The organism is Roseateles sp. (assembly GCF_031397715.1).
Lineage (GTDB): Bacteria > Pseudomonadota > Gammaproteobacteria > Burkholderiales > Burkholderiaceae_C > Paucibacter_A.
In genome coordinates this window covers 1-13,612 of record NZ_JANNMI010000225.1, presented here as the reverse complement: position 1 = coordinate 13,612, position 13,612 = coordinate 1, and the positions used below count along the sequence as shown (strand labels likewise).

General features: G+C 64.3%; 14 protein-coding genes and 1 pseudogene. 5 read left to right on the top strand and 10 right to left on the bottom strand.

Annotation, left to right across the window (positions count from 1 at the left end):
• Window positions 1-430: 430 nt before the first annotated feature.
• Genes yghU through RMO57_RS09615 form a run of 5 tightly spaced genes read right to left on the bottom strand, consistent with a single transcriptional unit; the run spans window position 431 to window position 4,438 of the window.
• Window positions 431-1,321 (bottom strand): glutathione-dependent disulfide-bond oxidoreductase, encoded by an 891-nt coding sequence (gene yghU / locus RMO57_RS09635; protein WP_310386074.1) that lies wholly within the window; start codon window positions 1,319-1,321, stop codon window positions 431-433.
• A 4-nt stretch (window positions 1,322-1,325) separates the two neighbouring features.
• On the bottom strand, window positions 1,326-2,306 hold the full coding sequence (locus tag RMO57_RS09630) for a D-glycerate dehydrogenase (RefSeq protein ID WP_310386073.1): 981 nt from the start codon (window positions 2,304-2,306) through the stop codon (window positions 1,326-1,328).
• A gap of 5 nt (window positions 2,307-2,311) precedes the next feature.
• Window positions 2,312-3,025, bottom strand: a complete 714-nt coding sequence (locus RMO57_RS09625) for a nitroreductase (protein ID WP_310386072.1) — start codon at window positions 3,023-3,025, stop codon at window positions 2,312-2,314.
• Between the two features lie 4 nt (window positions 3,026-3,029).
• Window positions 3,030-3,479: a thioesterase family protein gene (locus RMO57_RS09620; RefSeq protein ID WP_310386070.1), complete on the bottom strand. Its 450-nt coding sequence runs from the start codon at window positions 3,477-3,479 to the stop codon at window positions 3,030-3,032.
• On the bottom strand, window positions 3,476-4,438 hold the full coding sequence (locus tag RMO57_RS09615; protein ID WP_310386068.1) for a histone deacetylase: 963 nt from the start codon (window positions 4,436-4,438) through the stop codon (window positions 3,476-3,478). Before RMO57_RS09615 ends, RMO57_RS09620 begins: the two co-directional genes overlap by 4 nt.
• Before the next feature lie 249 nt (window positions 4,439-4,687).
• Here RMO57_RS09615 and phaP (RMO57_RS09610) point away from each other — a divergent pair, with 249 nt between their 5' ends.
• Complete coding sequence (gene phaP, locus RMO57_RS09610) at window positions 4,688-5,245, top strand: TIGR01841 family phasin (RefSeq protein WP_310386066.1); 558 nt, start codon at window positions 4,688-4,690, stop codon at window positions 5,243-5,245.
• A 269-nt stretch (window positions 5,246-5,514) separates the two neighbouring features.
• Window positions 5,515-6,069 carry a TIGR01841 family phasin gene (phaP, locus tag RMO57_RS09605; protein ID WP_310386065.1) on the top strand — a complete coding sequence of 185 codons (555 nt, stop codon included), beginning with the start codon at window positions 5,515-5,517 and terminating at the stop codon, window positions 6,067-6,069.
• 56 nt (window positions 6,070-6,125) lie between these two features.
• On the opposite strand, the gene RMO57_RS09600 is transcribed toward phaP (RMO57_RS09605), so the two are convergent.
• Window positions 6,126-6,764, bottom strand: coding sequence for an LON peptidase substrate-binding domain-containing protein (locus RMO57_RS09600; protein WP_310386063.1), 639 nt, complete (start codon window positions 6,762-6,764; stop codon window positions 6,126-6,128).
• Window positions 6,765-6,780: 16 nt separating this feature from the next.
• A complete protein-coding gene (locus tag RMO57_RS09595) occupies window positions 6,781-7,734 on the bottom strand; it encodes a patatin-like phospholipase family protein (RefSeq protein ID WP_414896403.1) in 954 nt (317 codons plus the stop codon).
• Window positions 7,735-7,794: 60 nt separating this feature from the next.
• On the opposite strand from RMO57_RS09595, the gene RMO57_RS09590 reads away from it, so the two are divergent.
• Entirely contained in the window at window positions 7,795-8,124 is a 330-nt protein-coding gene (locus RMO57_RS09590) for a cupin domain-containing protein (RefSeq protein WP_310386062.1), read from the top strand.
• Between the two features lie 230 nt (window positions 8,125-8,354).
• On the top strand, window positions 8,355-10,715 hold the full coding sequence (locus RMO57_RS09585; RefSeq protein ID WP_310386060.1) for a penicillin acylase family protein: 2,361 nt from the start codon (window positions 8,355-8,357) through the stop codon (window positions 10,713-10,715).
• Between the two features lie 40 nt (window positions 10,716-10,755).
• Here the strand turns inward: RMO57_RS09585 and RMO57_RS09580 are convergent.
• A pseudogene (locus RMO57_RS09580) lies at window positions 10,756-11,197 on the bottom strand (Lrp/AsnC family transcriptional regulator).
• 160 nt (window positions 11,198-11,357) lie between these two features.
• Between RMO57_RS09580 and RMO57_RS09575 the strand changes: the two are divergent.
• Window positions 11,358-12,404, top strand: a complete 1,047-nt coding sequence (locus tag RMO57_RS09575) for an ornithine cyclodeaminase (RefSeq protein ID WP_310386058.1) — start codon at window positions 11,358-11,360, stop codon at window positions 12,402-12,404.
• 10 nt (window positions 12,405-12,414) lie between these two features.
• Here the strand turns inward: RMO57_RS09575 and RMO57_RS09570 are convergent, their stop codons facing one another.
• Together RMO57_RS09570 and RMO57_RS09565 are read right to left on the bottom strand one after the other, a co-directional pair.
• Window positions 12,415-12,861 (bottom strand): HIT family protein, encoded by a 447-nt coding sequence (locus RMO57_RS09570; RefSeq protein WP_310386056.1) that lies wholly within the window; start codon window positions 12,859-12,861, stop codon window positions 12,415-12,417.
• A partial coding sequence (locus tag RMO57_RS09565) for a (Fe-S)-binding protein (RefSeq protein ID WP_310386054.1) occupies window positions 12,858-13,612 on the bottom strand: 755 nt, incomplete at its 5' end. The genes RMO57_RS09565 and RMO57_RS09570, both read right to left, overlap by 4 nt.

Here is a 13,612-nt window from a genome sequence, read left to right as displayed (position 1 = left end):
TCCGACCTGCTCGAGCCAGCCGAAAGTCGGCTTCGGCGATTTGATTTCAACGGTTCTGAATGATTCCAATGTGCCCGGCGCCGTCACTCCGAATTTGCTTTTGACAGGCCTAGCGTCGGACCTGCGCACTCGCCCGACCTGTATTTATCCCTTTCATCCCCTTCATCCTGGCTAAAAAATTTTCCGGCGCCACAGATCAATGTTGGTCTATCCAGAGATTTGAAAATGGCTGATGCGAAGAAAGAAGCTGAGCCAGGATGGAGGGGATAAAGGGGATAAGACATGAATGCTGTCGGGCTTCTGTCATAACTTAAGCTAAGAGCGGATTCAGTCCGACAGCCTCGCGTTCGAGCGCCTGCTCCGGGCACAGAGCTGACCGCGCCTGAACGCCGTCAACTCGGCCTTCACAGCCCAGATATCAAGCTGTAAATCATCCGGTCGATCCGGTCGCCGCAGCGACTTTGTCCTGCGTCTTGCTGTCGAAATCACTCGCTTCATGGCGCTCCCACAGCTGGCCGGCCGGCTCGCCCCAGGTGCGGTTGACCATGCGGCCGCGTTGCACCGCCGGCCGGGCTGCGATCTGTTTCGCCCAGCGCTGCAAGTTGACATAACTGTCGACCTGCAGGAACTCGGCGGCGTCATAGAGCTGGCCCAGGGCCAGCGCGCCATACCAGGGCCAGACGGCGATGTCGGCGATCGTGTAGTCGTCGCCGGCCAGATACGCGCTATCGGCCAGACGCCGGTCCAGCACATCGAGCTGGCGCTTGACCTCCATCGCAAAGCGGTCGATCGGGTACTCCAGCTTGCTCGGCGCATAGGCATAAAAATGCCCAAAGCCGCCGCCCAGATACGGCGCGCTGCCCATCTGCCAGAACAGCCAATTCAAGCATTCGGCGCGGCCGGCCGGGTCGGCAGGCAAAAAAGCGCCGAACTTCTCTGCCAGATGCAACAGGATGGCGCCGGACTCAAACACCCGCATCGGCATCGCCCCGCTGCGGTCCAGCAGCGCAGGGATCTTGGAGTTGGGGTTGACGTCCACAAAGCCACTGCCGAATTGGTCACCGTCGCTGATGCGGATGGGCCAGGCGTCGTACTCGGCGCCGCTGTGGCCAGCGTTCAGCAACTCCTCCAACAGCACCGTGACCTTGACGCCGTTGGGCGTCGCCAGCGAGTAGAGCTGCAGCGGGTGGCGGCCGACCGGCAAGGCTTTCTCATGCGTGGGGCCGGCCACCGGCCGATTGATGCTGGCGAACTGGCCGCCGTTGGGCTTTTGCCAGACCCAGAACTTGGGCGGCGTGTAGGAGTTGGATGAATCGTTCATGCGATCAAGTTTTTCCGAGGTTAAGTGGTGTCAGCGGCTCAGCCCCACTGAGCAAGGCGATCAAATTGTCGACCGCCAAATTGCACATCGCCCGCCGGGTGGGCACGGAAGCGCTGGCGATGTGCGGTGTCAGCACCACATTGCTCAAGGCCAGCAGGGCCGGGTTCACGGCCGGCTCGCCCTCGAACACATCCAGGCCGGCGGCAGCCAGGCGGCCGGCGGCCAAGGCCTCGGCCAACGCCGCGTCGTCCACCACGCCGCCGCGCGCGAGATGGGTCAAGGTGGCCGAGGGCTTCATCAGCGCCAGCTCCCGCGCACCAATCAGATGATGGGCGGCCGGCGTGTAGGGCAACACGATGATGAGGTGATCGGCGCGCCGCAGCAACTCGTCTTGCGCCACCCATTGCGCGCCGAGCGGCGCCTCTAACTCTGCGTCCAAGCGGCTTCGGTTGTGATAAATCACCTGCATGCCAAAGCCCAGGGCGCCGCGCCGGGCGATCGCCTGGCCGATGCGGCCCATGCCGAGAACGCCCAAGGTCGTGCCGTGCACATCGGCGCCGGCCAACAGGTCGACGGTCCATTGGCCCCAACGGCCGGCGCGCAGGTAATGCTCGGCCTCGGTGATGCGCCGCGCCGCCGCCAGCATCAAGGCAAAGCCAAAGTCGGCCGTGGTCTCGGTCAGTACATCCGGTGCGTTAGTAACCCGGACGCCGTGGGCGCTGCAAGCGGCCAGGTCAACATTGTTGTGTCCCACCGTCATCAAGCAGACGGCGCGCAGCTCGGGGCAGGCGGCCAACAGCGTCTGGTCAATCAGCTCGGTGCCGGTGGCAAACAAGCCGGCCTTACCGGCCAGGCGGCGGATCAGCTCGGGTTGCGGCAAGGGCTGATCATCGAGCGGCTCTTCAAGCTCGAAATGCTCGGCCAAGCGGGCCACGATGTCGGGGAAGATGCGCCGGGCCAGCAGAACTTTTGGGCGACTGCTCATGCTCTTCACTCCTGCAGAAAATGCGTGAAGTCAGCCACCGCCGCACGCTCGGTCTGCAACGTGTTCTCTATCGCCTGTGGGTCGGCATAACCCAGCGCCATGCCGCAGACCAGCATCTGCGCCGGCGGCAGGCTCAACTCTTCAGCGATCAAGCGGTGGAACTGCGTGAAGGCGGCCTGCGGGCAGGTGTGCAGGCCATGGCCGCGGGCCGCGATCATGATGCTTTGCAAGAACATGCCGTAGTCCAACCAGCTGCCCTGTTCCATCACCCGGTCGATGGTGAACATCAGGCCGACCGGCGCGTCGAAGAATTGGTAGTTGCGGCCGTGCTGCGCGTGCATGCCGGCGCGGTCGGTCTTGGCCAAGCCCAGCAGACCGTACAAATCCCAGCCGACCTTGCGGCGCCGGTCGATATAGGGCGAGGCCCACTCAACGGGGTAGTAGGCATATTCCGGGCTGTGCGTGCTCAGCTCGGCCGGGTCGTTATGGGCGGCCATGATGCGCGCGCTCAGGCGCTCTTTGGCCGCCCCCGTCAGCACATGCACCTGCCAGGGTTGGGTATTGGTGCCGGACGGCGCGCGCGCGGCCACGCGCAGGATTTCTTCGATCAAGGCGCGCGGCACCGGAGTGGGCAAAAACGCCCGCATCGAGCGGCGGGTTTCTATCGCCTTGTCTACGGCGGCCTGGGCTTGCGGGCTGGGGAGATCAAATAGGTTCACGGCATCAATCCTTCTGGAGCGTTTGTAAAGCACGGACAAATTCAGGGGGCAAGGCGCTGACCGGCCGGCGCGTCTGCCGGTCTACATAAACATGGACGAAATGGCCGCGTGCCGCGCACAGCTCGGCGCCTTCAGCGAACAAGGCGATCTCGTAGCGCACGCTGGAGGCGCCCTGCTTGGCAACACGCAGGCCGGCCTCGATGCGCTGCGGAAACGCCAGCGCATCAAAATAGTTGCACTGCGTCTCCACCACCAGGCCGATCACCGTGCCGGCATGGATGTCGAGCGCGCCGGCGCCGATCAGGTACTGGTTCACCGCGGTGTCGAACAGGCTGTAGTAGACGACGTTGTTGAGGTGGCCGTAGATGTCGTTGTCCATCCAGCGCGTGCTCAGGGGCTCGAAGCGGGCGTAGGCGCTGCGGGGTTCGGGCGCGGGGCGGGCTGGGCTGTTCATGGCCGCGATTCTGGCATTGACGACGGGCTCAATTCGCGCCACATCCACCAACTCTGCGCCGCCGCGTTAAGCGTGTTGACCTGACAAGCCAGGGTGGTGGTGATGTCGTGGCCATAGCCGCCGGCCATGCTCAGCGCCACCGGGATGCGGCGTGTGCGCAGGGCGTCGAGCACCAACCGGTCGCGCGCCAGCATGCCGGCCGTGGTCAGCTTGAGCCGGCCCAGGCGGTCGCCTTCATGCGGGTCGGCACCGGCCAGATAGAAGACCAGGTCGGGCGGCGTCTGCCCCTGCAGCGTCCAGATGCGCTCCAGCGCGGCTTCGAGCGCGGCCATGTACTCGGCGTCACCGCAGCCGTCGGGCAGTTCCACATCCAGATCGCTGACTTCCTTGCGGGCCGGGAAGTTCTTGGCGCCATGCATGGAGAAGGTGAACACGCTGGGGTCGTCACGGAAAATCGCGGCCGTGCCATTGCCCTGGTGGACGTCGAGGTCGATCACCAACACCGACAGCGGCTTGCAATGCTGCCGGCCCCACTCGGCCTGCATCAACTTGGCGGCCACGGCCACATCGTTGAAGACGCAATAGCCCGAGCCCCGCTCGGCGAACGCATGGTGGGTGCCGCCGGCCATATTCGCGGCCACGCCCTCTTGCAAGGCCGCGCGCGCCGCCGCGATGCTGGCGCCGACCGAGTGACATGAGCGCAAGGCCATCTGCGCCGACCAAGGGAATCCGATCTCGCGCTGCGCGACCGCGCTCAAGCTGCCCTGCATGACCGCATCGATGTAGTCGGGCCTGTGCACCAACGCCAGCTCGGCCGCGCTGGCCGCCGGCGCCGCCTGCATGCGCAACCGGCCAGGCTGAGCCTCGAAATGCTCTCGCAGCAGTCGGTATTTAGACTGCGGAAACGGGTGCTGGGGCGGCAGCGCCAGGCTATGTGCATCGGAGTGGAAGGCCAGCATGACCGACACCATAGCCGCTTTGGCAGGCTGCCTCTGTCATACCCACGACATGCCCAACACGCAAGCTCAGTTAGAGGGGAATTCGACGCAAATCAAACTCCCCCCTAACTTGTTGCAGCGCAGCAAAAATACCTTGCAAAGTCAAAGCGCCTCCATATACTTTGCCTTGTTGCAGCGCAACAAATCCCGCTGTCGAAGCAATTCAACAGACCAACATCTCGGGGTAGACCCCCAGTCAAGGAGTGCTACATGCTGACCGCAGAACAAATCATCAAAGCCCACAAAGCCAATATCGACACGCTGTTTAGCCTGACGAGCAAGGCTTTCGAGGGCGTGGAAAAGCTCGTCGAGCTGAATATGCAAGTCGCCAAGACCGCACTGGCCGAGGCCGTGGAGTCCAGCCAGGCTGTTCTGTCGGTGAAGGATGCCCAGGAGTTGCTGGCCCTGCAAACGACCTTGTTGCAGCCCAGCGCCGAGAAGGCAGCCTCCTACAGCCGCCATCTGTATGACATCGCCACCAGCACCAATGCGGCCGTCAGCAAGGTCGCCGAGACGCAAATCGCCGACGTGCAGGCACAGTTCTCGACCGTGATGGAAAGCGCGGCCAAAAACGCACCGGCCGGCAGCGAGAACGCCGTCGCCATGGTCAAAACCGCCGTCGCCGCTGCCAACAGCGCCTTCGAGTCCATCCAGCAAGCCACTCGCCAAGCCAGCGAAGTGGCCGAGGCCAACTTCGAAGCCGCTGCCGACTCGGCCGTCAAAGCGTCGCAGACCGCCACGCGCACGACCAAGCGCACCGCCGCCTAAATCGTAGCCCGCGTAGGCCCGCGTAGGCCCGCGTCGGCCCGCGTCGCCAAGCCCGGCCCAATGCCGGGCTTTTTTGCGTCCGCAGCATCCCCCAGAGACTCGGCCGCTGATTGAATTCATAGTTATTTGCTGCACCGCAACAAATAGTCCTTGCAAAACAATTCCAAGTGCCTACAATTCAGTTTGTTGCAGCGCAGCATTTAACTGAGCCGCACCGAGCACGACCATTTTTGCAATCAACGGGGCAAGCCCCCACACCGGAGCACACCATGCTGACAGCTGAACAATTTTTGGCCGCCCACAAAGCCAATGTCGAGACTCTCTTCGGCCTGACCAACACCGCTTTCCAGGGCGTTGAAAAGCTGGTCGAGTTGAATATGCAAGTCGCCAAGACCGCCTTGGCCGAAGCCGTTGAGTCGACGCAGGCCGTGATGTCGGTCAAGGACGCTCAAGAGTTGCTCAGCCTGCAAGCCACCTTGCTGCAGCCAAGCGCCGAGAAGGCTGCTGCATACAGCCGCCATGTGCAAGAGATCACCAGCAGCACCAGCGCCGAAGTCGCCAAGGTTGCCGAAGCTCAGGTTGCCGATGCACAAAGCAAGTTTGCCACCCTGGTCGAGACTGCCTCCAAGAACGCACCGGCCGGCTCCGAGAACATGGTTGCCATGGTGAAGAACGCCATCACCACCGCCAACAATGCGCTGGAGTCGGTGCAAAAGGCCGGCAAGCAAGCCGCCGATGTGGCCGCCGCCAACTTCCAGGCCGCCACCAACTCGGCCGTCAAGGCTTCGCAGACCGGCGTCCGCGCTGCCAAGCGCGCTGCCTAAGCCACAGGTTCGCTGAACAAAAAGGCCCGGTGCAGGCATGCACCGGGCCTTTTGCTTTATCGCGGCCTAATCTGCAAGCGATCCAACTGGTCCGCCACCAGCTCCAGCCGCAACAAGGGGTTGTCCAGCTGCATCAGGCGTTGGCGCTCGTCGGCGGCCAAGGGCAGCAATTCGCACCAGCGGTTGGCCAGCCAGCCACAGTCGCCCCAGCGATAAGGCGGCTGCAAGGGCAGATCGAGCGCGGCCGCGCCCTGCTCCAACTGGTGCAACAGGGTCTGCAAGAGCTCGGCCGCCGGCGCCAAGTCGGCCGGCACCGCCACGTCGGTGTCCGCCGCCAACAACTCGGCCTGGCCCGACCACAGGCCATGTGGGGCCTGCTCGCTGCTGAGCAGTTTGAAGCGCTGGCCGCCGACGCAGCGCAACTTGAACAGGCCGGCCTGGGGTTTTTCCAACACCTGGATATGCGCCAAGGTGCCCAGCAAGTTGAAACGCTCAGGTGCAAAACTGGCTTGGCGCGCCACGCGCTGGCGCACCTCGCCGCCTTCAAGCAGGCTCACCACCCCAAACGGCAAACCGGCCTTGTGGCAACGCTCCACCATGTCCAGATAGCGCGGCTCGAACACCTGCAGCTGCAAATAGCCACCGGGGAACAAAACCGATTGCAGGGGGAACAGCGGAATGAGCAGCGGGTTCATATAGGCGGCAGCACGATCAATGTGTCTTGGCGCTAATCTTGGCACGAAGCTGGGGCAGCGCGGCCAGAGCCGCCTCGCGCCCGGCCTGCACCGCCCGCTTGCGCGCACCAAAGTCGGCACTGCCGACGCCGTCGAGCTTGGGCCGTATCACCACATCGGCGTCGCGCAGCTCGAAGTTATTGATGCTGCGCCCCATGATGGAGAAGGTCTGCAGCAGCATGCGAATGGCGTCGCTGCCGGGCTTTTCGTCCGGCGGTGCGCTGATGTCCACCGCGATCACCAGCTCGGCGCCCATCTGGCGCGCATAGCGGACCGGCACCGGTGCGACCAGTCCGCCGTCCACATACTCGCGGTTGCCGATCTTGACCGGCTGAAACACCGCCGGCACCGAGCTGGAGGCCCGCACGGCGGCCCCCGCGTCGCCGCGGCGGAACAAGATGCCGCTGCCATCGGCCAAATCGGTGGCCACGATGCCCAGCGGCAGCTTCATTTGCTCGATTTGTTTGGCGCCGGTTTTCTCCCGCACATAACGCGCCAAGGCCTCGCCACGGATCAAGCCGCGGGTCGGGAAGGCCCAGTCGGTGATGGCGCCCTCGTCCATGTTCTCGGCCAGGCTGGCCATTTCACGCCCACTCAAGCCCGAGGCATAGAGCGCCGCCACCAAGCTGCCGGCCGAGGTACCGGCGACCAAGTCGACCTTGATGCCCTGCTCTTCCAGCACCTGGATCACGCCGATATGGGCAAAACCGCGCGCCGCGCCGCCGCCCAGGGCCAGGCCGATGCGGGGCGGCACAGGGATACGCGGCGGCACTGGCTCCGCAATCACAGGCATTGAAGGCGGCGTTGGCATGGGCACGGCGGGCACCAAGGGAGCGCTGGAACAAGCGACCAACAAGGCGCTCATCAAGAGGGCCGTCAGACCGCGGCGCAGGTTGGACCGGGTCGCCGCGAAAAATAGGGATAGGAGCATGGCCGATTCTAGAAGGCTGCAACACAATCAAGCCCAGCACACAAGCATATGGAGACCAGCATGGCGATCCAACACGCAAACCTCGGCCAATTGATAGACCTGAAGGCGTTGACCGAATACAACGCCGAAGCGCCCAGCACCAGCTTGATCAAGGGCGATCAGCTGCAGCTGCTGCACCTGTTGCTGCCGGCGGGCCAACACTTGAGCCAACACAAGCTGGCCGGTGAGCTGTGCATCCAATGCCTGGCCGGCCGTGTGCGGCTGGACATGGCCGGCACCCAGCTGCCGCTCAGCGCTGGCCAACTGACCGTGCTGCGCGCCAACGAAGCGCATGCGGTAGTGGCGGAGCTGGACAGCAGCCTGCTTTTGACCGTGGTGCACAAGATCTAGGGACGCTCTGCATAACTCCGCGCGGCGTGTGCTAGCACGGCCTCGGGCGGTCTGCGGCGTTGCATTTTTTGCCAATAGCTACGGCTATTGGCTGCAAAACGCGCCTTGCAGCCCATCCCGATCCGCACTGCACCCACTCGCGCTGAGCTACGCAGAGCATCCCTAGGTCGGCCACAAAGCAGGGAAAGCCCAGCCCAAAGCCGGCGCAGGGCGCGGCCACAATCGCCGCCATGAGCACCCCCACCCGACCACGCCGCTGGGCGCGCCGCTTCGTTTTTGGCCTCGGCAGCCTGTTTTTACTGACCGTCTTGAGCGCCTGGGTCGCGCTTCGCGCCAGCCTGCCGCAGCTGGACGGCGCCATCACGCTGCCCGGCTTGAGCGCACCGCTGAGCATGGAACGCGACGCGCTGGGCACCGCCGTGCTGCGCGGCGAAAACCGGTTAGACCTCGCACGTGGCCTGGGCTTTTTGCACGCACAAGAGCGCTTCTTCGAGATGGATTTGACGCGCCGCTCGGCGGCCGGCGAGTTGTCGGCCCTGTTTGGGGCCAAAGCCCTGCCGCGCGACAAGGAGCGCCGTGCCCACCGGATGCGCGCACGCCTGACCGAGCGCCTGGCCCAATTGACGGCGCCCGAGCGCGCCTTGCTAACTTCTTACGCCGACGGCATCAATGCCGGCCTGGCGAGCCTCAAGCTACGGCCCTGGCAATACCTAATCCTGCGCGCCGAACCCGCGGCTTGGGAGCCGGTGGACTCGCTGCTGGTGGTCAGCGAGATGTTCTGGATGCTGCAGGGTAAAAGCATCGAGGCCGGCTTCGAGCGCGCCTATCTGCGTGAACGCAGCGGTGATGCGGTGTTCGAGTGGCTGAATCCGCGCGGTGGCTCGTGGGACGCCGCGCTGGACGCCAGCCATTTGCTGCCGCCCGCCAGCCCCGCGCCGGCACAGCTGGACCTGCGCAAGCGGCTGGCGCTGCGCCTGCCGGCCGGGGCTGCTGAGCAAGGCGCCGAAGAACAGCAAATAGGCAGCAATAACTGGGCTGTATCCGCCAGCCGCAGCGCCAACGGCCGCGCCATCCTGGCAGGCGACATGCACCTGGAACTGGGCGTGCCCAGCATCTGGTTCCGCACCCAGTTGGAGATCAAGAACGCCCAGGGTCAGGTCTTGCGCGCGGCCGGCTTGAGCTTACCCGGCACGCCCAGCCTGGTGGTGGGCTCCAACGGCCAGGTCGCCTGGGGTTTTACGAATGCCTACGGCCAGTGGTTCGACTGGATCAAGCTGCCGGCCGACTTGCCGCCGGCGCGCCTGCAAGCGTTGACCGAGACCATTGCCGTCAAGGGCGCGCCGGCGCAAACGCTGGCGGTGCAGGAGCTCGACGGCGCGCCCGTCGTGCGCACCCAGGACGGCCAGCGCTATGCGCTGCGCTGGATTGCCCACCAGGGCGAAGCCTATAACCTGGGGCTGGACGAACTGCTGTGGGCCCACGACGTGCCCGCCGCGCTGCAGCTGGCGCAGGCGGCCGGCATGCCGCACCAGAACATCGTCGTCGCCGACGCGCAGGGCCGGATCGGCTGGACTCTGGCCGGCCGCTTGTGGACGCAGGCGCCCCTGGCAGCCAGCTATGCGCGCTTTCAAACGCCTGACCTGGCGGCCCATCAATGGCTGAAGACGAGCGACTACCCCAAACTGCTGAATCCGGCCGATGGCCAGCTCTGGACCGCCAATAACCGCCAACTGGGTGGACCGCAGGCGGACCTGATCGGCGACGGCGGCTTTGCCCTGGGCGCGCGAGCACAGCAAATTCGGGACCGTTTGAGTGCGCGCCCCCGGCACGATCAGGCCAGCCTGGGTGCGCTTCATTTCGACACCGAGGCCCGTTTCATCAAGACCTGGGGGGATCGCTTGCAACCCTTGCTGGCCGGCCGCCCGGCCTACGCAGAAGCCAGCGCCCAGCTCAAGCAATGGAATGGCCGCGCCGATGCCGACCAGGTGGCCTACCGCTTGATTCGCACGGTACGCCTGCGCACGCTGGAGCAGCTCTGGGTCGCCTGGAGCACACCGTTCCTGGGCGCCATGCAAGCCGACACCAAACTGCGCTTCAAATCCAGCCCGCAGTTCGAATACAGCGCCGTGCAGGCCCTGATTGAGCGCCCGGCTCACCTGCTGCCCGCTGGCTTCAGCGATTGGGATGCCTTCGCTCTGGCGCAAGTGGACGCAGCGCTGCGGGAGTTGACGCTGGACGGCACGCAAGCGCTGGCTCAAGCCAGCTGGGGCCAGGTCAACCGCAGCCACATTCAACATGTGATGTCCAAAGCGCTGCCGGCCCTGGCACCCTGGCTGGACATGGCGCGCCAAGCCCAAAGCGGTGACGCTCACCTGCCTTTTGTGGCCGGGCCCGCTTTCGGTCAATCGCAGCGCCTGGTGGTCTCGCCGGGGGTTGAGGCCGAAGCCACCCTGTCAATGCCCGGCGGTCAAAGTGGCCATCCGCTGTCACCGTTTTACGGCGCCGGCCATGCCGATTGGGCGGTGGCCAAGGCCACCCCGCTGCTGGCCGGCGCCACCTTGCATCGGCTTCAAGCGACGGCCCCACCCTAGCAGCCCTGGCCGAGGCCCGCTGTCCCGCTGTTTCAGGCCATCAAGAAACTTTGTAGCTCTGCAAATGAATGCTGGTCTCGGTGGTCTCAATACCCTTGATCAGACGCACCCGCTCCAGCACATTGGCCAACTCGCCCAGACTGGGCGCGCTCAGCTCGGCCAGCAGGTCCCAGCGACCGTTGGTCCCAGCGACCGTTGGTGTCGAACAGCCCCGACACGCCCGGCTCGCCGAGCAAAATGCTGATCACCTCGCGGGTCTTGTTGCCCTCCACCGCGATGCTCATCCAGGCAGTGATCTGGTTCGGCGTTGCTTCGGGGCGCAGCTTGACCGTGTAGCCATTGATCACGCCGGAGTCCTCCAGCTTGGTGATGCGGTTGGCCACGGTGCCGCGCGCGACCTTCAGCTTGAGGGCCAAAGTGGCGACGCTGGCGCGTGCATCCAGACGCAGCAGCGCGATCAATTGCTGATCCAAAGTGTCCATGGCGATTGCCTTCGTTTCTGTCATTTGACACTCAATTCTGCCATTTCGGCATTTGCCTCTACCTAAATGATAGAAACCATTGTCTTTTTGAGCTTTTCTTGCTCTTCTCGCTAACAGCGGCCTTGGCCAGAATCCAGTCATTCGAATAACGGAGACTCTCATGACCACCCTGCTGACGACCCAAGATGTTGCGCTCATCACCCAAACCTTGGGTCTGCCCGAGGTGTTCAAACGGATGGTGGGCTATATCGAAGCCGACTATCTGCGTTGGAACGAATTTGAAAAGAGCGCCCGCGTCGCCAGCCATACCGAGGACGGCGTGATTGAGCTGATGCCGATTGCCGACGCCAGCCTGTACAGTTTCAAATACGTCAACGGCCATCCCAAGAACACCCGCCTGGGTTTGCCGACCGTGATGGCGGTGGGCTTGCTGGCCGAAGTGGCCACCGGCCGACCCGAGTTGGTCAGCGAGTTGACGCTGACCACCGCGATCCGGACGGCAGCCACGTCGGTGATGGTGGCCCGCAAGCTGGCTCGAAAAAACGCCAAATCCATGGCCTTGATCGGCAATGGCGCGCAGAGCGAATTCCAGGCGCTGGCCTTCCACTATCTGCTAGGCATCAGCGAAATCCGCCTGTTCGACATCGACCCGGCCGCCACCGCCAAACTAACCCGCCACTTGCAGGGTCTGCCGGGCCTGACGCTGCGGGTCTGCGCCAGCACCCATGAGGCCGTGCGCGGTGCCGACATCATCACCACCGTGACCGCCGACAAAACCAATGCCACCATCATCTCGCCTGAGATGATCGAAGCCGGCATGCACATCAACGGTGTCGGCGGCGACTGCCCCGGCAAGACCGAGATGCATCGCGGCGTGCTGGAAGCGGCCAAGGTGTTCGTCGAATTCGAGCCGCAGTCGCGCATCGAAGGCGATCTGCAACAGATGCCGGCAGACTTTGCCGTGACCGAGTTTTGGCGCGTCTTGAAAGGCCAGGCCAGCGGCCGCGATAACGCCGAGCAAATCACGTTCTTTGACTCGGTCGGTTTTGCGCTGGAGGACTTCTCGGCGCTGCGCCTGCTGCGCGACTGCGCGCGCGAGCTGGGTCTGGGCCAAGACGTCAGCCTGATCCCCAACATGGCCGACCCGAAGAACCTGTTCGGCCAGCTCGGTCTGGCGCTGGCTGCGCCCAAGTTGCAGGCGGCCTGAGGTGATCTCGTCAGTCCAGGCCCGCCAGCGCCGCCGCTACCCGCAGGTCAAGCTCGGCTAGGCCCACACCCAAGCGCGTCAGCGCCGGCTCGGCCAACCCGCGCAGCGGCGCGCCCCAAACCGGATTGGGGAAATGGCTGTCCCAGTCAAAGCGCGCGATCACATGCCAATGCAGATGCGGCACGACATTGCCGAGCGTGGCCAGATTGATCTTGGTCGGGCTCAAGGCCTTGATCAGCACCCGCTCGATCGCCGTCACCGCCGCCATGCAGGCCCGCGCCTCGGCCTCGCTGAGCTGACTGAACTCCGCCACATGGGCCTGCCAAATCAGCCGGTAAAAGGCCGGGAAGTTGGCGTCCGCCACCCGCACAACCCGCCACAGCGGTGTTTGAGCGACGACATGGCCGCCGGCCTCCAGGCAGAGTACACAGGCGTTTGGCGAGGTCTCGCCCGTCATACCAGTACCCGCTCAATGCCGCCGTTATTGGCCAGCTTGACGTAGTCCGGCAGCCAATCCTCGCCGAGGATCTGCTTGGCCATCTCGATGACGATGTAGTCGGCCTCCAGCAGGCCGGTATTGAGATCCTCGCCGTAGCGGATCAGGCCCTGCAAGCAGCTCGGGCAGCTGGTCAGGATCTTCAGGTTTTCGTCCCGCTCGACCTTGCCGCTGCCGCGCAGCTCGGCCTCCACCTTGAGCAGCTCTTCTTCCTTGCGAAAGCGCACCTGCGTGGAGATATCCGGCCGGGTCACGCCCAGCGTGCCGCTCTCGCCGCAGCAGCGCTTGCTCTCGACCACGTTCGGCCCGACGAGCGCCTGCACGGTCTTCATCGGCGCCTGCAACTTCATCGGTGTGTGGCAGGGGTCGTGGTAAAGATAGCTCTTGTCGGAGCCCAGCGTGATGCCCTTCTCCAGCAGGTATTCATGGATGTCGATGATGCGGCAGCCGGGGAAAATGTCCTCGAACTTATAGCCCTGCAACTGGTCATAGCAGGTGCCGCAAGACACCACCACCGTCTTGATTTCCAGATAGTTCAGCGTGTTGGCCACGCGGTGGAACAGCACCCGGTTGTCGGTGATGATCTTCTCGGCCTTGCTGAACTGCCCCGATCCGCGCTGCGGGTAGCCGCAACACAGGTAGCCCGGCGGCAGCACCGTCTGCACGCCCGCATGCCACAGCATGGCCTGAGTTGCCAGCCCCACCTGGCTGA

Excerpts from the sequence above, each read along its gene's own strand:
- yghU (WP_310386074.1), bottom strand. The coding sequence starts at position 1,321 with ATGAACGATTCATCCAACTCCTACACGCCGCCCAAGTTCTGGGTCTGG.
- RMO57_RS09630 (WP_310386073.1), bottom strand. The coding sequence starts at position 2,306 with ATGAGCAGTCGCCCAAAAGTTCTGCTGGCCCGGCGCATCTTCCCCGAC.
- RMO57_RS09620 (WP_310386070.1), bottom strand. The coding sequence starts at position 3,479 with ATGAACAGCCCAGCCCGCCCCGCGCCCGAACCCCGCAGCGCCTACGCC.
- RMO57_RS09615 (WP_310386068.1), bottom strand. The coding sequence starts at position 4,438 with ATGCTGGCCTTCCACTCCGATGCACATAGCCTGGCGCTGCCGCCCCAG.
- phaP (WP_310386066.1), top strand. The coding sequence starts at position 4,688 with ATGCTGACCGCAGAACAAATCATCAAAGCCCACAAAGCCAATATCGAC.
- phaP (WP_310386065.1), top strand. The coding sequence starts at position 5,515 with ATGCTGACAGCTGAACAATTTTTGGCCGCCCACAAAGCCAATGTCGAG.
- RMO57_RS09600 (WP_310386063.1), bottom strand. The coding sequence starts at position 6,764 with ATGAACCCGCTGCTCATTCCGCTGTTCCCCCTGCAATCGGTTTTGTTC.
- RMO57_RS09595 (WP_414896403.1), bottom strand. The coding sequence starts at position 7,734 with ATGCTCCTATCCCTATTTTTCGCGGCGACCCGGTCCAACCTGCGCCGC.
- RMO57_RS09590 (WP_310386062.1), top strand. The coding sequence starts at position 7,795 with ATGGCGATCCAACACGCAAACCTCGGCCAATTGATAGACCTGAAGGCG.
- RMO57_RS09585 (WP_310386060.1), top strand. The coding sequence starts at position 8,355 with ATGAGCACCCCCACCCGACCACGCCGCTGGGCGCGCCGCTTCGTTTTT.
- RMO57_RS09575 (WP_310386058.1), top strand. The coding sequence starts at position 11,358 with ATGACCACCCTGCTGACGACCCAAGATGTTGCGCTCATCACCCAAACC.
- RMO57_RS09570 (WP_310386056.1), bottom strand. The coding sequence starts at position 12,861 with ATGACGGGCGAGACCTCGCCAAACGCCTGTGTACTCTGCCTGGAGGCC.